The following is a 20,801-nucleotide window of genomic DNA, read 5'->3' as shown; positions in this document are numbered from 1 at the left end:
GATCCACCTTCGTGGCTCGTGTGAAAGAATTTTATTCTCTCAAAACTAAATAATATCTACTCTCTTTTCCTCCGAGTTTCACCACTTCGTGGTTAAGTCCTCGACCGATTAGTATTGGTCCGCTCCATGTATCACTACACTTCCACTCCCAACCTATCTACCTGATCATCTCTCAGGGGTCTTACTTCCATAAATGGAATGGGAAATCTCATCTTGAGGCGAGTTTCACACTTAGATGCTTTCAGCGTTTATCTCATCCATACATAGCTACCCAGCGATGCTCCTGGCGGAACAACTGGTACACCAGCGGTATGTCCATCCCGGTCCTCTCGTACTAAGGACAGATCCTCGCAAATTTCCTACGCCCGCGACGGATAGGGACCGAACTGTCTCACGACGTTCTGAACCCAGCTCGCGTACCGCTTTAATGGGCGAACAGCCCAACCCTTGGGACCGACTACAGCCCCAGGATGCGATGAGCCGACATCGAGGTGCCAAACCTCCCCGTCGATGTGAACTCTTGGGGGAGATAAGCCTGTTATCCCCAGGGTAGCTTTTATCCGTTGAGCGATGGCCCTTCCATACGGTACCACCGGATCACTAAGCCCGACTTTCGTCCCTGCTCGACCTGTCTGTCTCGCAGTCAAGCTCCCTTCTGCCTTTACACTCTTTGAATGATTTCCAACCATTCTGAGGGAACCTTTGGGCGCCTCCGTTACTCTTTAGGAGGCGACCGCCCCAGTCAAACTGCCCACCTGACACTGTCTCCCGCCACGCTTAGTGGCGCGGGTTAGAGGGTTCATACAGCGAGGGTAGTATCCCACCAACGCCTCCACCGAAACTAGCGTTCCGGTTTCTACGGCTCCTACCTATCCTGTACAAGCTGTACAAACACTCAATATCAAGCTACAGTAAAGCTCCATGGGGTCTTTCCGTCCTGTCGCGGGTAACCCGCATCTTCACGGGTATTATAATTTCACCGAGTCTCTCGTTGAGACAGTGCCCAGATCGTTACGCCTTTCGTGCGGGTCGGAACTTACCCGACAAGGAATTTCGCTACCTTAGGACCGTTATAGTTACGGCCGCCGTTTACTGGGGCTTCATTTCAAAGCTTCGCCGAAGCTAACTCATTCACTTAACCTTCCAGCACCGGGCAGGCGTCAGCCCCTATACGTCATCTTACGATTTTGCAGAAACCTGTGTTTTTGATAAACAGTCGCCTGGGCCTATTCACTGCGGCTGATCTTGCGATCAGCACCCCTTCTCCCGAAGTTACGGGGTCATTTTGCCGAGTTCCTTAACGAGAGTTCTCTCGCTCACCTGAGGATACTCTCCTCGACTACCTGTGTCGGTTTGCGGTACGGGTAGTTAAACTCTAACTAGAAGCTTTTCTCGGCAGTGTGACATCAGGAACTTCGTTACTTTAAATTTCACTCCCCATCACAGCTTGTCCTTGAGGCAAAAAGCATTTAACTCTTCACCAGACTCGCTGCTTGGACGCACATTTCCAACCGTGCGCTTTCCTTAGCCTCCTGCGTCCCTCCATTGTTCAAACAAGTTTAACTAGTACAGGAATCTCAACCTGTTGGCCATCGTCTACGCCTCTCGGCCTCGACTTAGGTCCCGACTAACCCTGGGTGGACGAGCCTTCCCCAGGAAACCTTAGTCATACGGTGGACAGGATTCTCACCTGTCTTTCGCTACTCATACCGGCATTCTCACTTCTAAGCGCTCCAACAGTCCTCACGGTCTGCCTTCATTGCCCTTAGAACGCTCTCCTATCACGCCACCTGACGGTGGCATCCACAGTCTCGGTAATATGTTTCAGCCCCGGTACATTTTCGGCGCAGAATCACTCGACTAGTGAGCTATTACGCACTCTTTAAATGATGGCTGCTTCTGAGCCAACATCCTAGTTGTCTATGCAACTCCACATCCTTTTCCACTTAACATATATTTAGGGACCTTAACTGGTGGTCTGGGCTGTTCCCCTTTCGACGATGGATCTTATCACTCACCGTCTGACTCCCGGACATAAATCAATGGCATTCGGAGTTTATCTGAATTCAGTAACCCAAGACGGGCCCCTAGTCCAAACAGTGGCTCTACCTCCATGATCCTAATTCCGAGGCTAGCCCTAAAGCTATTTCGGAGAGAACCAGCTATCTCCAAGTTCGTTTGGAATTTCACCGCTACCCACACCTCATCTCAGCACTTTTCAACGTACACGAGTTCGGTCCTCCAGTGCGTTTTACCGCACCTTCAACCTGGACATGGGTAGGTCACTTGGTTTCGGGTCTACATCTACATACTCAGTCGCCCTCTTCAGACTCGCTTTCGCTGCGGCTCCGTTTCTTCAACTTAACCTGGCATGTAAACGTAACTCGCCGGTTCATTCTACAAAAGGCACGCCATCACCCCTTAACGGGCTCTGACTTCTTGTAGGCACATGGTTTCAAGAACTATTTCACTCCCCTTCCGGGGTGCTTTTCACCTTTCCCTCACGGTACTGGTTCACTATCGGTCACTAGGGAGTATTTAGCCTTGGGAGATGGTCCTCCCGGATTCCGACGGAGTTACACGTGTTCCGCCGTACTCAGGATCCTGAACTGAGGGATCTTCATTTTGCCTACGGGGCTATCACCCGCTCTGGCCAGTCTTCCCAGACTGTTCGGCTATGAAATCTTTGGTAACTCAAATGTTCAGTCCTACAACCCCAGGAAGCAAGCTTCCTGGTTTGGGCTGTTCCCCGTTCGCTCGCCGCTACTTAGGGAATCGATATTTCTTTCTCTTCCTGCGGGTACTGAGATGTTTCAGTTCCCCGCGTCTACCTCCAACCACACTATGTATTCATGTGGTGGTAACAACGGATTAGTGTTGTTGGGTTTCCCCATTCGGAAATCTCCGGATCAAAGCTTACTTACAGCTCCCCGAAGCATATCGGTGTTAGTCCCGTCCTTCATCGGCTCCTAGTACCAAGGCATTCACCATGCGCCCTTTATAACTTAACCTAACTTTACCTGCGGTAAAGTGGTTTTGAGTTTAGCGATTATGTTTCGAACTAATCTTGTTTTAAAACTCTATAAAACGCGGTGTTCTCGGTTTAATTATTGACAATAATTAAAATTAGAAAATTTTTCGATATTATTTAGTTTTCAAAGAACAAAGTTTGAGAGTAAACCTCTCAAAACTAAACAAAGTTTCAACAATGTGCAGGTTTCCGTTTCTATTTTCCTTAGAAAGGAGGTGATCCAGCCGCAGGTTCTCCTACGGCTACCTTGTTACGACTTCACCCCAATCATCTGTCCCACCTTAGACGGCTAGCTCCCGAAGGTTACTCCACCGGCTTTGGGTGTTACAAACTCTCATGGTGTGACGGGCGGTGTGTACAAGGCCCGGGAACGTATTCACCGCGGCATGCTGATCCGCGATTACTAGCGATTCCAACTTCGTGCAGGCGAGTTGCAGCCTGCAGTCCGAACTGAGAACAGTTTTAAGAGATTAGCTAAACCTCGCGGTCTCGCAACTCGTTGTACTGTCCATTGTAGCACGTGTGTAGCCCAGGTCATAAGGGGCATGATGATTTGACGTCGTCCCCACCTTCCTCCGGTTTGTCACCGGCAGTCTCACTAGAGTGCCCACCTTAATGCTGGCAACTAATAATAAGGGTTGCGCTCGTTGCGGGACTTAACCCAACATCTCACGACACGAGCTGACGACAACCATGCACCACCTGTCATTCCGTCCCCGAAGGGAACGCCTAATCTCTTAGGTTAGCAGAAGATGTCAAGACCTGGTAAGGTTCTTCGCGTAGCTTCGAATTAAACCACATGCTCCACCGCTTGTGCGGGCCCCCGTCAATTCTTTTGAGTTTCAACCTTGCGGTCGTACTCCCCAGGCGGAATGCTTAATGCGTTAGCTGCAGCACTGAAGGGCGGAAACCCTCCAACACTTAGCATTCATCGTTTACGGCATGGACTACCAGGGTATCTAATCCTGTTCGCTACCCATGCTTTCGAGCCTCAGCGTCAGTTGCAGACCAGAGAGCCGCCTTCGCCACTGGTGTTCTTCCATATATCTACGCATTTCACCGCTACACATGGAGTTCCACTCTCCTCTTCTGCACTCAAGTCTCCCAGTTTCCAATGCACTTCTTCGGTTAAGCCGAAGGCTTTCACATTAGACTTAAAAAACCGCCTGCGCTCGCTTTACGCCCAATAAATCCGGATAACGCTTGCCACCTACGTATTACCGCGGCTGCTGGCACGTAGTTAGCCGTGGCTTTCTGGTTGGATACCGTCACTGCATGAGCAGTTACTCTCACACACGTTCTTCTCCAACAACAGAGTTTTACGACCCGAAAGCCTTCATCACTCACGCGGCGTTGCTCCATCAGACTTGCGTCCATTGTGGAAGATTCCCTACTGCTGCCTCCCGTAGGAGTCTGGGCCGTGTCTCAGTCCCAATGTGGCCGATTACCCTCTCAGGTCGGCTACGTATCACTGCCTTGGTGAGCCATTATCTCACCAACTAGCTAATACGCCGCGGGTCCATCCAGAAGTGATAGCCGAAGCCATCTTTTAAAAGTTAACCATGCGGTTAACTTTATTATGCGGTATTAGCATCTGTTTCCAGGTGTTATCCCCCGCTTCTGGGCAGGTTACCCACGTGTTACTCACCCGTTCGCCACTCACTTTATGGTTACGATCATCTTCGATGCAAGCATCTCTAATTCACGTAACGAAAGTGCGTCCGACTTGCATGTATTAGGCACGCCGCCAGCGTTCATCCTGAGCCAAGATCAAACTCTCATATTATAATTGAGTTTTTAAAAAGCTCATTTGTTGTTTCATTGTTTCAAGCGAATTGACTTCGCAAATTGTTTGCTTCAAATTCTCATTTGAAGACCCTACACATTTGTTTCGTCGAAACTTTGTTCAGTTTTCAAAGGTCTACCAATTGCCGTTTGTGAGAATCGTTTATCTCTTTACGACAACTTTATTAGTATATCATCTCAAGAAAAACCTGTCAAGCAATTTCTTTAAATTCTTTTTTGCTTGATTAAGCACTTCTCCGTCAGACAACGTATATAAATATACCAAGCGGTAAACACTTCGTCAAGTATTTTTTGAAACTTTTTTCATTTTCTTTCTAGATTTGCAGAAAACAAGTTTGGTTTTCAGCTATACCAATTTTAAATATACTTCTTTTGATAGCTGCTGCTTAGCCCATTACCTAATCTTTTGATACCCAAATCAATTTGCGTCGCTGAAACACTACTAAAACTTATCCGTGCCCCATTTCTCCGCCCTTTTCCGGGAAATAAGTGGGTTGATGGGATAACCATGACATGGAAATTGGGTTTCAACTGCGTATTTTGAACATTTTCAAGATCAAATCCTTTAGGCATGGTTAACCAACTAAAGAAACCACCCTGTGGAACTGTAAAACACGCTTCTCTCGGTAAATAGGTCTGTAAAGCCGCGACCATCATATCACGTTTTCTTCTATAATTATGACGCAATTGCTGTAAGTGGTCTTGCAGGCTGTAACTACCCAAATATTCCGTTACCGTTTGAATCATGAGGTTCGAAGACTCCAAATCTGTCCCAGCCTTCAATTCTTGCAATCGTCCAAACATTTCTGTACTTGCCGTTAACCACCCTAAACGTAACGCAGGTGCCAAGATTTTGGAAAAGCTACCTAATTGAATAACGCGGCCTTGAGTATCTAGCGACTTCAGACTAGGTTGCGCACTTCCTTCGTAGCGCAACCATCGATACGGTGCGTCCTCCAAAATCACAACATCGTACTTATTGGCTAATGCAATCAGTTGGCGCCGCTTTTCAACTGACATCACAACTCCAGTAGGATTTTGAAAATCTGGAATCGTATAAATCAATTTCACTTGATGCTGTATCAAAATTCGTTTTACCGCTGTTAGGTCCATCCCATCATCAGCCATATCCGCCGTATAGTAAGTTGGTTCATAAGCATCAAATGCTGCCAGTGCCCCAATGTAAGTCGGGCCTTCCACGATCAGTCCATCACCTTTGTTAATTAAAAGTTTTGCCACAAGATCTAAACCCTGCTGAGCCCCTTGGGTCATCATGATCTGCTTAGCCATAGTCTTAGTCCCATCCGCAGCTAGCAGATTAGCAATCAAGCTTCGTAACTCTTGTGACTCTTCTCCCACCTGATATTGAAGAGGAGCTTGCTGGTTTTGCATAGCTTTTTGAAAACTAGCCGCTAACTGCGCACTCGGAAATAAACTAGCATCTGGAAACCCGCCCGTAAATGAAATCATTTCTGGATCTTGACTCGGGTATATCGCATTTAAACCACTATGCGAGGTCAACGCAACACGACTTGCAAACTCTTCTTCCATAATTTTTTCCTCCATAAAGTTGAATTCTGCTGTTGACTCTATGATACTAATTCTCTAATATGAAGTAAAACTCAACGTTCTCAATTAAACATGAATGTTGTTCAACTTAGAAATAATTCTGCTTTATTTTCGGTATTGGAGGCTTATATGGCAAACTTTTCTTATGAGATTTTTTCAAAGGTCGTGATAACCCAAAATTTTGGACAGGCAGCAAAAGCCTTAAACGTCACCCCTAGTGCGGTAAGCCATGCAATTAGTCAGTTGGAAAGCGACTTAGGCTTCCCACTATTTATTCGCAACCGCACCGGTGTCGAATTGACTCCCGATGGCGCCCAAATTTTACCCGTAATTCAGCACATCTTAAATAGCGAGGCTCAATTACAGCAAGTTGCCGACCAAATTCGGGGGCTAAATTCCGGAACTATCCGCATTGGTGCTTTTAGCAGCGTTTGTATTAACTGGCTGCCAACGATCATTCAGCGTTTTAAGAAGAAATATCCTGGTGTGGAAGTCACGATTACTCAAGGAACCTTTTCTGAAATCGCTGAAATGACCCGGATCGGCTCTGTCGACATTGGATTTGCGACTCTGCCTGTCGATAACCAGCTGCAAACCGAAGCCTTGGTGGAAGACCCCATTTTTTGCGTCACTCCAGCGGACTTCATCCCTCAAAATAAAACGTACATGACAACGGATGATATTGGCGACTATCATTTTATCTTGCAACAGGTCGATTACGATCGTGACACCAAAAAAACACTGGATCGCTACAATGTGGCACCTAATGCTATTACTTATTCAATTGATGATCAATCAATTCTGTCAATGGTTGAAAGTGGTCTTGGTTTTGGGATACTTCCCCAGTTGGCTTTACAAAAACTGACAGGGGACGTCAATATCTATCCGTTTTCGCATCAATATAATCGTACGATTTGCCTTAGTGTGAATAAAACGCAGGCCGATGCACCTTCTACCAAACTTATGTTGCAAGAGATCCACCAGCACCTGGCAAAGCGTTATCAAGAAAGCTATTTAGGAAAAGCATAATTGCGGTTAAAAATAAATTCTGAGCTGTCGGCATTTGGGGCGCTAGAAACGACGCATAACCGGTTCGTTATTTCCGTCCAGAGATACACTAGGGGATATAATCAAAAAAAGACTGAGAATTTTTTCTCAGTCTTTTCCTATGCACTTTAATAACCAAAATTGGAGCATGGCTACCTTCTATGCTTAATGATAGCAGCCAAACGATTCAAAAAGCGAATCATTTGGCTGCCGTTGTTATGGGCAAAATTAAAATGCCTTTTGTTCGCTTTTCTTATATCCGTAGCTACAGCGCAGGCTTTACTTGCTAGTGTCCTCTTTTCGTTCTACTTACTTGATTTTTACCAAGAAGTAACGTTTCTTCCCCCGGCGGACAATAACATATTTGCCGTCGAAATGAGTGTTCGGATCTACTTCTGCCTCAACATCCTGAACTTTCTCGCCATTGATGCGAATGGCCCCATTTTTCACATCTTCACGGGCTTGTCTACGCGAAGGTTCAATCTTAGTATCATCTACCAACCAAAGAACGATATTTTCCTTCTTGTTGGCCACTTCCACAGTTGGCATATTCTTGAATCCTTGTTCAATTTCGTCTGCCGTCAAATCTTGCACTTCTCCTGAGAATAAGGCCTTAGTAATGTGCTGTGCTTCAACAACGGCTTGGGGACCGTGTACAAACTTAGTCACTTCTTCTGCTAAACGTCGTTGGGCTTCCCGTTTTTCGGGTTCTGTACGAACCTTTTCGGCCAATTCTTCAATTTCAGCTTCATCTAGGAACGTGAAGTACTTCAAGTACTTGACGACATCCCGATCATCCTGGTTAATCCAGAACTGGTAGAATTCGTAGGGCGAGGTTTTCTTGGGATCTAGCCATACTGCTCCCCCAGCCGTCTTACCGAATTTGGTTCCGTCTGCTTTTAACATTAACGGAATTGTCAACGCAAAAACATCTGTGTCAGGGCCTTCGATTTTGTGAATCAAATCAATGCCGGCCGTGATGTTTCCCCACTGGTCAGAGCCGCCAATTTGTAATTGTACATCTTCATGACGATACAAATGAAGGAAATCAAGGGATTGCAAAATTTGGTAGGTGAATTCGGTAAACGAAATTCCACCTTCCAGTCGACTAGCAATAACCTCTTTGTTCAACATCGTATTAATATTGAACAACTTGCCGTAATCACGCAAAAAGTCCATTAAAGATAGTTTAGAAAGCCAGTCATAGTTGTTTAAAATCTGAAAGTTTTCGGTACCAAACAATTTGGTCATTTGAGCTGAAAGTGCGTCTTCATTATGTTTAACCTGTGCCATTGTTTGCAAAGCCCGTTCCGATTTTCTCCCGGAAGGATCCCCAATCGCACCCGTTCCGCCACCAATCAAAATTACCGGATGGTGTCCTTGAAGTTGAAAGCGTTTCATCATCATAAAGGGAATCAAATGCCCAATATGTAAACTATCTCCCGTGGGATCCACCCCACAGTACAAGCCAATTTGCTTTTTGCTTGTTAATTCACGCAAACCTTCTTCATCGGTCGTTTGGTTTACTGCTCCGCGCCACTTTAATTCATCAATAATATTCATAGCCAAACCCTCCATATCTTTATATTAAAAAAGTCCCTAAAGTCGAATTAGACTCTAGGGACGAAATTTTCCGCGTTACCACCCAAGTTATTGCACAAGTGCAACCACTCAACATCGATAACGTGATGAATCGCTAATTTAAGGATTAGAAGCTCAACAACTGTAATTCACAATTATCACATTCTGGTTCGCAACCCCACCAGATCCCTGAAATGTTGGATAATCTGCTACTTCGATCGTCTCAATGCTTTTAATGTTAGTTACATCTTAAAAGAGTTACTTTTACAAGTCAAGCGCCTTTTTAAACTTTTTTAGCAACGGGTCAGATCCTAAAAAAGCAACCGAATCAATGCCATACAAACAATGCCAACAACCACGATGACAATTAAGCTTTTTGAAATAATGGCGGCGATAAAAGTTGGAATCGTCGCAAACAAGTTTTCATAATCAATTGTTGGCAAACTACCCGCATGGTGTGTAAAAATGTTTTCCATAATTAGTGCCGTCATAATGACCAAAGGCACAAAACTTAAATAACGGATTAACCACGCCGGTAAATCAAAATTCTTAACAAGGACAAATGGAATTACACGTGACAACCACGTCACCAAGCCGCAGCCAACAATTGTTGCCAATATTTTTATCGAGAGCGCCATTGTTCAATCACCATCCCTAAAAAGCAGCCAACTAGTGTCGTGACAATCAAAGCGACATTATCAGAAAAGAAAATCGTTAAGCCGTACATTAGCACACAAACCATCCCGACAATGCCAACTTGAAACCAAAACGCTTTGCTGAGATCCGTAATCATTTGTAGATAAAGTAGCCCAATAAACATGGCTACAAGCGCAAAATCTAGTCCCAAAGCTTGCGGATCGCCCACTAAGTTGCCCAGAATGCCACCCGCGGCGGTCGCCAATACCCAGGTTAAATAAGCAACCAGATTTGCCCCATGAAACCAACTGGGTACCAAGCGATGATCCGTAAAGTTCAATTTGTTCATACTTAATGCAAAACTTTCATCGGTTAAAAGGGTCCCAATGCCAATATTTTGCCAAATTGAATCCTGGCGGAAATATTGTGCCACTGTGGTACTCATCAAAATAAAGCGGGCGTTCACCAAAAATACCGACAGCATGATGAACGGAATAGAACTATTGGCCAGCAGCAGACTGACCATTATAAACTGCGCAGAACCCGCATATGTAATTAAAGACATCAAAAAAATTTCTAAAACGCTTAGACCGCTGGTTTTGCCGACAATTCCAAAGGCCATGCCAATCCCAATATACCCAAAGACAGTGGGGAGTGCATCCCGTACACCAGTTTCAAAATCTAATTTTCCATCCACTTCTGTTCACCCCACTTTCCTTGTTGTTGCCAGTTACTGGGCGTCACGCCAAAATAAGCCTTAAAAACACGGCCAAAGTAATTACCGCTTTGAAACCCAACCCGTCGTGCAATTGTTTGAATTGAAAGCTCTGCTTCAGATACCAGATCGCGACTGTGTGCCATTCGTACATCCAGAAGATAGCGCATCACTGATTGACCAGTCTGCTTTCGAAAACGGTGTTCAAAATAACTCGTGTTCAAATGCACTGCTGCCGCAACTTGTGCCACTGTTAAAGGTTGCGCGTAGTGCTTTTGCATAAACCGCTGGCTTGCTTGAATAGGCTGATCAAATGCCGTTTTGGTATCTAATGGCTGGCATCGCTTGCAAGGACGAAAACCGGCCTGCAGGGCAGCATTCGGATTAGGAAAGACCACCACATTTTGTTTCCGTGGCTGCCGTGAGACACAGGAAGGTTTACAAAAAATCCCGGTTGTCAAAACGGCATAGAAAAAGGTGCCATCTGCACACCCTTCATTATGAATAATTGCCTGCCATTGGCCATTAGTTGGACGCTTTCGCGCTGTCATTTGAACGCCTCCTTATCGGTTCATTAAAAGTTCAAAATGGAAAAGCCAAATTTTGAACCTTAGATTTGTTATACTTTAGTCAAATTCTTAGCCATGACTGGAGGCCAACTTATGAAAAAACTTTATTTTGATCACTTAGTGGTTGGTGCTTATACGTACACATTAGCCGTGGGCAACCATGGATTAGCCTTCGTCAGCTCCAACCACGTTGATGCTTACGGACTGCATCATTATTTTTCAAATGTTCAAATTTTACACGATCCCACTAAAACCAAAGCTTATAAACAGGCACTGAACGCTCTTTTGACCGGCACTGCCACTTCTTTTTCTTTGCCAATCGAATTCAACGGTACACCCTTTCAGATTGCCGTTTGGAAAGCACTTCTGACAATTCCATACGGCCAAACAACCACTTATAGTGAACTTGCTAGAAAAATCAATCGTCCGCGGGCTATTCGCGCAGTTGCCAATGCCGTGGGCCGCAATCCGAATCAAATTGTGGTTCCTTGTCATCGTGTTTTACGCAAAGATGGCACTATTGGCGGCTATCATGGTGGCATTCCCTTGAAACGGCAACTTCTAGCTTTAGAAGCGCGGGTTAGAGCTTGTTAACTCCCGGCTTTACACGTTTTACGCAGATAGGTTATCGCTTTTAGGCAACTTGTTCCCAAACGTTGTGTGCATTTGTGGTTTCTAAAAATCTAATTTATCCGTGTTGTAGCATACAAACGGCCGCTATGAAGTGCGGACGTTTTTATGGGCACATTTACAAAGACTTCGTTAACATGCCGGCCTCACTTTTGGCAGGCGTCATCTTGTCACCCATAATTTTTATCATTATAGCATTTTTACCCTAACTTGTTTGACAAAAATCGCCACCCACGCCCCATACAATTCCTACTAATTTAAACTTCCAACGGATTGTGATAGGGTTACTTTAAGGTTTCTTTTAATACCCTAACTAGCGGTTAACCATTTGGGCGCGATGGCCTAACAGCCAGGTATCAAAATAAAAAATTTGCTGCATCAATCCGTCTTTTGAATCGCACCGCTCGTTAACACTTCATATAAATAGGAGAACTTTAATCATGACTACACAACTATCACAAGGAAAATTCACTAATTTACAAGAGCTGGCTGACACAGAGGGGACATTTAACTTTTTAGGTTTGGCGCAAAATAAAGCGGCCGTTCAATTGACCGCCAAACAACAGATTGAATTTACCCAACTGGTTGCGGATGCTTTAGCAGCCACTACAACCGGCACAATTCTAACAGCTACCGACAATAAGCAGCTCCATCAAGTGCACCAGAAGCAAGCCGGATTGATCACGTTGTACGATCCGCACGCCAAAGCTCAATCTCAAGCCCCATCTTTGGGCCGTTTTGTGCATACCACCCATTCCAATGCCGTGCTTTTACCGCTAACTTATAATCCCCATGCGGATAATGATCAGAAACTTGCCTTTGTCGAACGCGTCGGTGCAGAAGCACTTGCCGCCGATTTACCGTTGATCATTTCTCTTACTACCACTGACGAGACGGCAACTGACAAAACACAATCAGAATTTGCCAAAAAACAGCCTCAATTAGTCCTTGATACCTTAAAGGAACTGACTAAACCACGCTATCATATTGACATCTTACAAATCGAAACCCCGCTTAATTTTGATTTTGTCGAGGGCTTTACCTCACAAGACGTCGTGCCCGTATACTCACGGCGAGAAGCTGCCAAACTATTAAAAGAGGCTAGTGATATCACCACTATTCCCTTTATTTATCGAAGTGGTCTAAATACCATGACTAGTTTTCAGGCGGCCGTTAAATTTGCCGGCCAGGCCGGAGCTAAGTTTGCTGGCATCACTTTAGATGAATCGCTTTGGGAGACAGCCGTTACGGAATATCTCGCATCCGGTGAGTCTGGGTTAAATCACGAATTACAGCATTTGCAGGCCGATGTCCAAACTTTGAATGCCACCTTGGAAAATTACGCAACGCCGTGGTACGATCGCTTTGGCGGCCTCAAGCAACTCGACTTATTTACAAACCCATTCCAACTTTAAGTCCGTTTAGACTGTCTAATTTACAGTTACACCGGACCAAACAAACTTTTAATTGCTTTTTTCTACGAACGGCTTTACAATATCATTGTGATATCAGAAACCAGTTTCATTTTAATTAAAATTTGTGTGGGGGTAGATTATGATGAAAATTGATCCAGCAATTCTTAAGGCGCAAATCACATTTAAACCACAAAAAGATGGTGTTCCGCCATTTCTTTCTTGGGCCCATCTAAAAATCGCCGGAGAAGAATATCCACGTGGCGGCAAAAGTTTGCTAAAGCGGCGGGTTTCACGACCAAAAATGCGTTCCAAAACCACCGTAGATTTTGAGCCTGACAGCATTAATATTTTCGTAGAAGATAGTTCCTATAAAAGCTATCCATTCCACGAGCTCAAGTCACTAACTGTCTTCATCATGCGTGGCTTTGCCATCTATTATCCAGGCCGTGTTTCGAATAACACCATCACGATTCTGGAATTTCCAGACACGCAATATTATTTTGATACGCCCACACCGCTTCCGGCAATCGTGTTATTAACAAGCACGCTTTTTAAACGTACGACCGTTAATGATCCGTTGGGACTAAGAGACATGAACAGCAATTTAGATTTACAAGATATGAATGATCATATTGCCCGTATCGGTTACGAAAATTTGGTTAAAGATACGCCACTAAGCTGGTTAGCCACTACCTTCAATCCGGAGGAAGAACCTTATCAGTTGATGTCGAATTGACAAATCAAGTCACAAGGCTTATTTTGAAAGAACTTAAGGAGTTCCTAATAAGGAGGCCATGATTATCAGAACTCAACATGAACACCTGAAAAAGCCTAAATATGGCTCGCGTGCATTTTCCACCTTTCTCTATTTCATTTTCGTTTTAGCCACAATTTGTTTATTCACCGTTTTTAACAAAAGTTTCGGTCAAATTGTGGCGACAAGTGATCCTGTCGTGAGCCAAATCGTCACAACGGTTAACGAAAAGATCCCGTCGTATAACGGCTACACCATCCAAGTGACCAGCGCAACTATTAAGCCAGCCATTAAGACGGCAGTCGGTCAGGTTTATGATGGTAAAACCATCAAGGTCGACCCTACCCGTTTCCAAAACAGTGTGAAACAACAGCTACGGGCCGATGGCGTTTCTGATCTGGTCATTAACTCGTCAATTGGCGCAGCTGTTCAAACTAAGTTAACCGCTGAATACCAAAATGCGTTTCAAAATGAGTACTTACTAGAATTCCGGGAAAAATTGCCAACGTATAAAATGATCACGTATCTTGTCATGTTGGTAACTTTCGTTTTCGGGACTTTTTTCCGGATCCGCTATATTCGATCCAAGCATTAAGCGATTCAAGAAACCATGCCCAATCTGTTTTTTAATCTCATTGCTTTACGGCTTCACAGCATAAAACTGACGAACCGTGTCTCGAGTCTCCTTTTAACTTTGTTAACATCATTCAAAAGGGCTGGGAAAATCTCCCAGCCTTCTCTATTCTCCGATTTTTAATCACCGCAATCGGGAAAATGGGTGCTTTAATTTCGCGTATAATCTAAGAAGCCGCATGATTCAAAGAACGAATCATGCGGCTTCGCTTGTTAAGCGGAGAAGTTAACCTTGTTTTGTTCCCCACTCACATTTTCTATTGCCAATCTTGCAGCAATTTTTCAATTGTTTTTAAAACGCCATTTTCATCGTGGTCAGGAGCAACGCCATTTGCAATTGCCTTAATCGCTGCCGGAGCGTTAGCCATGGCATATCCTTGGCCCGCTTCCTTCAGCATTTCCACATCATTACCGCCATCCCCAAAAGCGACAACATTTGCCATCGGAATTTGTAATTGATCTGCCACTCGTTTCACTGCGTTAGCCTTGTGGGTATGCGGAATAATCAAATCAATATCTCCGTGACCAGAAGAAACTGGCAACAATTCACCGGCTAACTCATCTTTTAAAGCCTGCACTAATGCCGCTGTTTGTTCATCTGGAACTGACATCCCCAGTTTTAAAACGGTATCGTCAATGTCATCCCACTGCTTAACGGTCTTTAACTTGTAGTAGTACCGCGCCGTCATTTCCGCAAATTCCGTCGGCTCTGAATCCAAGATATATGCGCTCTTAACCGCACTCACAATTGGATGTACATCTGGAAGTTGATCCAAAAAATGAATAGCGTGCTGGTACGCTGCCGGATCCATTTTAGCAGAAGACATCACTTCTTCATCGGGACGCTTAATGAGCGCCCCATTATCGGAAACAAACCAGATGGAATCTGCTGTATGTGGGAAAAAGGCCCGTAATTGCGAATCTTGGTTCCCACTAGCAACCACAAAAGTGACATGCTTTTGTTGCATCTGCGGATATAATTTCAAAAAATACTGCCGGTCGAAATCTTGGTGACTGTTTAAAAAAGTTCCGTCCATATCAACAGCAATAAGTCTTTCTGTCATGATAACTCTCCTTTACTCTTTGCAAGAATAATTTCATCATAACAGAAGGCGCTTACAAAAAGAAGCCTCCGTTTTCTCTTACTGCGCAATCTCATCTTCAACAGCTTGAATATATTTTTTTGCAATGACTACCCGGCCATTAAAATCCTGAATTCGCATTAAGGTTCGGCGATCTACTTCACAAACTGAATCCATATCTAGCTCAATTAAATAAGTATTTTCATATTCCTTAATTGCCCGTCCGTAAAAACCACTTTTGATCATTGGGCATTGATCACAAACTACCTCAAAGCGTTGGTAACTGCATTCTTCGTCTCTCATAGCCGTCCTCCTATATTAATTCTTATGGTTAAGATAAGATAAACTTTAATATAGAAGTGTGAAGTTTTTGTGAACAGTTTTATAAATAAGTGTGAAGTTATAATTTGTATAATAAAAAAGTATGTTTTGCTTTTTTTCAAGCAAAAACATACTTTTTTACTTGCCAACGGGGATAAGCACGGTAAAAATTGTCCCGCCACCGGGATTATCGGTGACTTTAATCCGACCTTTATGCGCGCGCACAATCCAATCGGCAATAGATAATCCCAAACCATTGCCACCAGTTTGCTTATTTCCTGACTTTTCCTCTCGGTAAAAACGTTTAAACACAGACTTCTTGTGACTATCACTAATTCCAATCCCCGTATCACAGACTTGGATTTTTAAATTACGGTTCTCAACTCTACCATTCACTGTAATCGTTGCGCCCGTTTTAGTATAATTAATGGCATTATCTAACAGAATGACGATCAATTGATGCAGCCGTTTTGCATCCACTAAAACCGGTCGATCAACCTGAATGGCGGTTACCAATTTTTTACCCTCACTCGTAATCAAATCCTGGTAGGGCTCCAGAATTTCCTTCATAAATTCACCAAAGTCCACCGGCTTTTTCTCCAACGTAATGACATTAGAGTTTGCCCGCGCCAAAGTCAACATATCACTCGTTAATCCATTTAAACGCCGAATCTCGGATAGCGACATAATAATCGCCCCAGCCTGCTCTTTAATGGTGTCGTTGGGCTTAGTCATCAGCCCTTCCAGCTTATTTTGGATAATCGTTAAGGGCGTACGAATTTCATGGGCCGCACTGTCTACAAATTCTTCCTGTTGCTTCCAGGCTTTTAGCACCGGCTTCATGTTGATTCGAGAAATAATGTAGCTAATGATAAACACAATTAACCCAAAAATAATCAGGGATCCCAGCAAAAGCTCTTTAAACCGAGTAATACTTTGAATTTCAGGATTAATATTTTTTAAAACGAGGGCGTATTTGGGCTGCTGACTAGCCCGCAAGACTTTTCCTTGATGTGTAATCGGGGTCTGGGCATGTACGCGGACATAGACACGCCGAATCGTCTCGCCACCAATCTCAATGTTATAAATCTTATTGAGCTGTTTTTTATTAACCTTGATCTTGCTAACGGTATCCGCCATATTATTCAAATACTGCGCATTCACGATCTTTCCCTTAGCATTATAGTAAACCGTCACCGTTTGGAAATCAGGCGGTCCCATAATGTCTTTGCTGCTGGCCGCCATGGCCGCCTTACGACTAATGGTGTTGTCGACACTTGTATAGGTGTTGCGTTGATAAAAAATAAAGATAATCGTTCCTAAAATTGAAAAAACGATTAGAAAACTGAAGAATTCAAACAGAAATAATTTAATTTGCTGCTTACGATTAACAATTTTATCCATTAATTCACTTCCAAAAGAAAGCCAACGTTTCGCAAAGTTTGGATCAGTTTGGGACGGCCCGCCTTTTCCAATTTACGGCGCAAATTACTAATATAAATGTTAACCACATTAATCGTTGTGTCCGAGTCCATCCCCCAAATTCGGTCAAAAATTTGTTCTCGGGAAACAATGATATTTTTGTTTTGCGCTAAATACGCCAGAATCTCGTACTCCTTTCCAACTAATTTCAAAGGGTGATCGTCCACCATTACTTGCCGATTTTCTGTATTTAACCACATGTGATCATCGACCATCAACCGTTTGTCATCTTGATAGACACCGCTGCGTTTGAGGAGAGCTTTGACCCGTACAATCAGTTCTTCGCGATGAAAAGGCTTAGTTAAGTAGTCGTCAGCCCCCGTATCGAAGCCTGTGATCTTATCCTCCAGACTATCTTTGGCCGTTAAGACCAAGATCGGTGTTTCAATTTTGGCTTTTCGTATATTTTTGATAATCTCCAGTCCGTTCATAAGCGGCAACATGAGATCAATAATGAACAAATCATAAGGCTCCTCGGTTGCCAAGTATTCCCCTTCTTCGCCGTCAAATGCCTGTTTAACGGACCCAATCTCAACCAAAAAATCGCGTACGCTGTCCGAAAGCTGATGATCATCTTCAATTAATAAAATTTTTACTATATCTGTCATCTTGCATCCCTAATTTCTTTTTTGATTTTTCGCTAAAATTAATCTCCAACTAACTTTACTCACTACTTCAATCAATTTCGTTTTTCCCGGTAATTTTGATGACTGAAAATTAGCAAAATTGCATTTTACCAACTTTTATAAGCTGGGTGCGACCATCCGTTAGTTTCTTATCTATTTTAACCTATAAAATAAGGTTAAGACAAAGAAATATATTGTCTTAACCTCATTTTTCAGCTACGATGCAATTCTAAACTTCCGATCTTCCAAACTAATTTTCACGTCGCCCTGATCGGCTATCTTTGGATCATGTGTGACGATGATTACCGTCTTATGATGAACATGCGCCAAATCTTGAAAAAGCTTCATAATCATTGCCGAGTTTTCCCCGTCTAAATTACCGGTCGGTTCATCGGCAATAACAATGTTGGCATCCACAAGCATCGCCTGAATAATTGCCACACGCTGCTGTTGGCCGCCAGAAAGTTTCTGAACATTTTTCTTGGCATCAGCTTCATCAATTCCAACCCCTTTCAGGGCGTCGAGTACGTACTGTTTTTCGCCTTTATGTTCCGAACCGGTAACGGAAAGTGCGGTTAAAATATTATCCAGCGCTGACATGTAAGTCAGGAGGTTATATTGCTGAAAAATAATCGCCACTTCATGTTTTCGGTAGTTTGTGGACCCAATTTTTTTTATGTTTTGCCCATCTAAAAAGATATCCCCTTTTTGAGGCTTATCCAAACCGGCAATAAAGGATAGCAAGGTAGTTTTCCCTGAGCCTGACGCACCAACAATTGTGTAAACTTTTGCTGCATCGAAACTTAAATCAACATCTTCATACAGTGGTTTATCAGACTGACCGTACCAATGACTTAATTTTTTTACACTTAACATTCACTCATCTCCTCGTTATTCTCCAATCAAAATATCTTTGGGTCGCAATCGTAAGATACTAATTGCGGAAACGCAAACGGCTAGCGCAATAATCACTAAGCCCATGCCGCCCAATTTGATAACGGAACTTGGTGTAATCGTTGTATTTAACGTCTTTAATGCCTTTTTATTGGCTGAACTGGTTGTGGCCTGTGACATCATTGCGCCACCCCGCATACCGCCGCCACCTTGACGGCTTGCACCAGGCGCACCGCCACCACCAGGTCCACCATTGGAACCTGCCGTTGTAGAAACCGAAGTTGTTTGCTGCTGAGCTAGTAACTGATTACCGACCTTGTTGCCCACAAAATTACCTAAGAGCAATGCCACAACGAGGGCACCAATTAAGATAACAAACAATTCTGAGAATAACTGACCGACAATGCGCATTTTGGATTCTCCAAGGGAAACGAGCACGCCGATTTCCTTTTGCCGAGTCCGTACTGACAAAATGATAATCAGTGCCAAGATAATGGTTCCGGCAATTGCCACGAGCCAAACAATCTTCTTAGCAAACGACTGAACATTTTTCATCGGTTGTAATAGTTGCTGGTAGCTTTCGTCATTAGAACTTACTGAAAATGAGCTGCTGTTAATAATACTTTTAATCTTTTTCGTTGTTGCCTTTTCTTTAGCTGAATTTTCCAAGGTGTAGGTAACGGTACTTGACTTACCAGTTGTTCCCGTGATGGTGGCCGGCAACGTGTAACTGGTATAGATGGTGTTGCTTGGGTCACTACCCGGCATGCCACTGCTGCTTGTCGATTTTGCTTTGTAGATCCCCACAATTGTTAATTTAATCTTCTTCTTGCTGGAAGTCGTCGTTTTAACGGTAATGGTATCGCCAACTTTCAGGTTGTTAGACGTTGCCAATTCTTTTTCAATCACGACATTTTTACTATTAGCATCACTTGCCGTAATGTTACGGCCAGAAACGATTTTGTCTTCTTTAGAAAGAAATGATGAAGTCAATTTAGTACTTGAGACTCCTTCAACAGAAATATTTCCTGTTGAACCGCCCATGCCGCCCTTCATCATGCCACCACCCGCAGAACCTGTCGTGGTTGACACCGTGTCAAATGAGCTGGCATTTACCGAAGCGGTATTGGTAATGTTATAGTACGCCACTGTACTTAAGTTACCCGCCTTTTTAATTTTGGCGTTGGAAACGGTTGGTGTCGTAATCGTTTTAGACTTCGAAGAGCTTGAGCGCATCTTCGCAAACATCTTATTTCGATTCGCTGAAACACTGATTGTGGTTCCTGCCGATTTAGTCACGTTATTGGTAGCCGAAACTGCCGCGTTTTGAATAATAATTCCGGACAATACAAAAACCAAGATTGCTGACATGATTAATAAGAGCAATAGACTCTGACCTTTTTTATGCGTCAGATAAAGCATTGAGCGTTTTAGATAGTTCATTCCTTCATCTCCTCAAATTGATAATCATTATTGTACTGAGTTTAGGTTAAACGAAGATTAAGAACTGTCATGTAAAACTAAATTTTTTAAACATAGAAAAAATCCCAATCACATTCGCGGTATGATTGGGATTTTGAGCTAACTGAATAGCTTGCAATGATGTAAGTTAATTTTTACAGGGGAGTTTGAACATATGGAGAATATCCATCTTCTTCCGCATTGGGAAGGTGAGAAAAAATCACTTCTTTCTTAATGAATAAATCTATCATAATAGCAGCACTTTAAATGAAGATTAAAATCCCGAATTTTTTTAAGCATCTAAATTGTCCCCGTTATTTTGTTCCCGTAAACTAAAGGTACAACATAGATGGAAAGAAGGGATCATAATGAAAAAACGACTGCGTGCCGGCTCGTCCAACACTAAAATGAGTAAATTTTTCTTGCTTTTACAAATTGCTAATGCCGCCTGGATTTTACTTTCCCTCCTCAAACGACTACGTAAAGCCTAAAAATAAAAAGATACAGAAAAAGACCGAATCACATTCGCGGTATGATTCGGTCTTTGAG

General features: G+C 43.5%; 17 protein-coding genes, 2 rRNA genes and 1 other annotated feature. Of the genes, 6 read left to right on the top strand and 13 right to left on the bottom strand.

From position 1 onward, the window contains the following. Positions 1 to 88: 88 nt before the first annotated feature. The 3 genes from ACLJJ6_RS00480 to ACLJJ6_RS00470 all read right to left on the bottom strand — a co-directional run bounded on the left by ACLJJ6_RS00480 (position 89) and on the right by ACLJJ6_RS00470 (position 6,388). Positions 89 to 3,011 (bottom strand): 23S ribosomal RNA (locus tag ACLJJ6_RS00480). Positions 3,012 to 3,239: 228 nt separating this feature from the next. Beyond that, a 16S ribosomal RNA gene (locus tag ACLJJ6_RS00475) occupies positions 3,240 to 4,817 on the bottom strand. Together the 16S and 23S rRNA genes form the textbook arrangement of a ribosomal RNA operon. Positions 4,818 to 5,194: 377 nt before the next feature. Continuing rightward, positions 5,195 to 6,388, bottom strand: coding sequence for a PLP-dependent aminotransferase family protein (locus tag ACLJJ6_RS00470; protein WP_412989523.1), 1,194 nt, complete (start codon positions 6,386 to 6,388; stop codon positions 5,195 to 5,197). A 147-nt stretch (positions 6,389 to 6,535) separates the two neighbouring features. Between ACLJJ6_RS00470 and ACLJJ6_RS00465 the strand changes: the two genes are divergently transcribed. Beyond that, the gene (locus tag ACLJJ6_RS00465) at positions 6,536 to 7,435 is read left to right on the top strand and encodes a LysR family transcriptional regulator (RefSeq protein ID WP_412989522.1); all 900 of its coding nucleotides are present in this window, start codon (positions 6,536 to 6,538) and stop codon (positions 7,433 to 7,435) included. 327 nt (positions 7,436 to 7,762) lie between these two features. Here the strand turns inward: ACLJJ6_RS00465 and tyrS are convergent, their stop codons facing one another. The 4 genes from tyrS to ACLJJ6_RS00445 all read right to left on the bottom strand — a co-directional run bounded on the left by tyrS (position 7,763) and on the right by ACLJJ6_RS00445 (position 10,936). Continuing rightward, positions 7,763 to 9,016, bottom strand: coding sequence for a tyrosine--tRNA ligase (gene tyrS, locus ACLJJ6_RS00460; RefSeq protein ID WP_412989521.1), 1,254 nt, complete (start codon positions 9,014 to 9,016; stop codon positions 7,763 to 7,765). Positions 9,017 to 9,069: 53 nt separating this feature from the next. Continuing rightward, positions 9,070 to 9,270, bottom strand: a binding site (T-box leader). A gap of 75 nt (positions 9,271 to 9,345) precedes the next feature. Next, positions 9,346 to 9,672, bottom strand: a complete 327-nt coding sequence (locus ACLJJ6_RS00455; protein ID WP_412989520.1) for an AzlD domain-containing protein — start codon at positions 9,670 to 9,672, stop codon at positions 9,346 to 9,348. Further along, a complete protein-coding gene (locus ACLJJ6_RS00450) occupies positions 9,657 to 10,367 on the bottom strand; it encodes an AzlC family ABC transporter permease (protein WP_412989519.1) in 711 nt (236 codons plus the stop codon). Before ACLJJ6_RS00450 ends, ACLJJ6_RS00455 begins: the two co-directional genes overlap by 16 nt. Beyond that, positions 10,352 to 10,936 (bottom strand): Ada metal-binding domain-containing protein, encoded by a 585-nt coding sequence (locus ACLJJ6_RS00445; protein WP_412989518.1) that lies wholly within the window; start codon positions 10,934 to 10,936, stop codon positions 10,352 to 10,354. Before ACLJJ6_RS00445 ends, ACLJJ6_RS00450 begins: the two co-directional genes overlap by 16 nt. A 111-nt stretch (positions 10,937 to 11,047) precedes the next feature. On the opposite strand from ACLJJ6_RS00445, the gene ACLJJ6_RS00440 reads away from it, so the two are divergent. The 4 genes from ACLJJ6_RS00440 (at position 11,048) to ACLJJ6_RS00425 (ending at position 14,348) form a co-directional block, all read left to right on the top strand. Continuing rightward, a complete protein-coding gene (locus ACLJJ6_RS00440; RefSeq protein WP_412989517.1) occupies positions 11,048 to 11,548 on the top strand; it encodes a methylated-DNA--[protein]-cysteine S-methyltransferase in 501 nt (166 codons plus the stop codon). 476 nt (positions 11,549 to 12,024) lie between these two features. Next, positions 12,025 to 12,999 carry a hypothetical protein gene (locus ACLJJ6_RS00435; RefSeq protein WP_412989516.1) on the top strand — a complete coding sequence of 325 codons (975 nt, stop codon included), beginning with the start codon at positions 12,025 to 12,027 and terminating at the stop codon, positions 12,997 to 12,999. Positions 13,000 to 13,138: 139 nt separating this feature from the next. Beyond that, complete coding sequence (locus ACLJJ6_RS00430; RefSeq protein ID WP_412989515.1) at positions 13,139 to 13,735, top strand: hypothetical protein; 597 nt, start codon at positions 13,139 to 13,141, stop codon at positions 13,733 to 13,735. A 58-nt stretch (positions 13,736 to 13,793) separates the two neighbouring features. Further along, a complete protein-coding gene (locus ACLJJ6_RS00425) occupies positions 13,794 to 14,348 on the top strand; it encodes a hypothetical protein (protein ID WP_412989514.1) in 555 nt (184 codons plus the stop codon). Between the two features lie 295 nt (positions 14,349 to 14,643). Here ACLJJ6_RS00425 and ACLJJ6_RS00420 read toward each other — a convergent pair whose 3' ends face one another. From ACLJJ6_RS00420 to ACLJJ6_RS00395, 6 genes are all read right to left on the bottom strand, one after another. After that, positions 14,644 to 15,450, bottom strand: coding sequence for a Cof-type HAD-IIB family hydrolase (locus ACLJJ6_RS00420; protein WP_412989513.1), 807 nt, complete (start codon positions 15,448 to 15,450; stop codon positions 14,644 to 14,646). A 78-nt stretch (positions 15,451 to 15,528) separates the two neighbouring features. Beyond that, positions 15,529 to 15,771 (bottom strand): hypothetical protein, encoded by a 243-nt coding sequence (locus ACLJJ6_RS00415; protein ID WP_412989512.1) that lies wholly within the window; start codon positions 15,769 to 15,771, stop codon positions 15,529 to 15,531. A 156-nt stretch (positions 15,772 to 15,927) separates the two neighbouring features. Beyond that, the gene (locus ACLJJ6_RS00410) at positions 15,928 to 17,193 is read right to left on the bottom strand and encodes a sensor histidine kinase (protein WP_412989511.1); all 1,266 of its coding nucleotides are present in this window, start codon (positions 17,191 to 17,193) and stop codon (positions 15,928 to 15,930) included. Continuing rightward, a complete protein-coding gene (locus ACLJJ6_RS00405) occupies positions 17,193 to 17,879 on the bottom strand; it encodes a response regulator transcription factor (RefSeq protein ID WP_412989510.1) in 687 nt (228 codons plus the stop codon). The genes ACLJJ6_RS00410 and ACLJJ6_RS00405 overlap by 1 nt, the downstream gene beginning before the upstream one ends. Before the next feature lie 234 nt (positions 17,880 to 18,113). After that, the gene (locus tag ACLJJ6_RS00400) at positions 18,114 to 18,773 is read right to left on the bottom strand and encodes an ABC transporter ATP-binding protein (RefSeq protein ID WP_412989509.1); all 660 of its coding nucleotides are present in this window, start codon (positions 18,771 to 18,773) and stop codon (positions 18,114 to 18,116) included. Positions 18,774 to 18,788: 15 nt separating this feature from the next. Further along, positions 18,789 to 20,234, bottom strand: coding sequence for an ABC transporter permease (locus ACLJJ6_RS00395; protein WP_412989508.1), 1,446 nt, complete (start codon positions 20,232 to 20,234; stop codon positions 18,789 to 18,791). 386 nt (positions 20,235 to 20,620) lie between these two features. Between ACLJJ6_RS00395 and ACLJJ6_RS00390 the strand changes: the two genes are divergently transcribed. Continuing rightward, on the top strand, positions 20,621 to 20,743 hold the full coding sequence (locus tag ACLJJ6_RS00390; RefSeq protein ID WP_412989507.1) for a hypothetical protein: 123 nt from the start codon (positions 20,621 to 20,623) through the stop codon (positions 20,741 to 20,743). Positions 20,744 to 20,801 lie beyond the last annotated feature (58 nt).

It is taken from the genome of Pediococcus siamensis, from assembly GCF_047220215.1.
GTDB lineage: Bacteria > Bacillota > Bacilli > Lactobacillales > Lactobacillaceae > Pediococcus > Pediococcus siamensis.
Note: the sequence above shows the minus strand (reverse complement) of the source record. Positions and strands in the feature narration are given on the sequence as shown.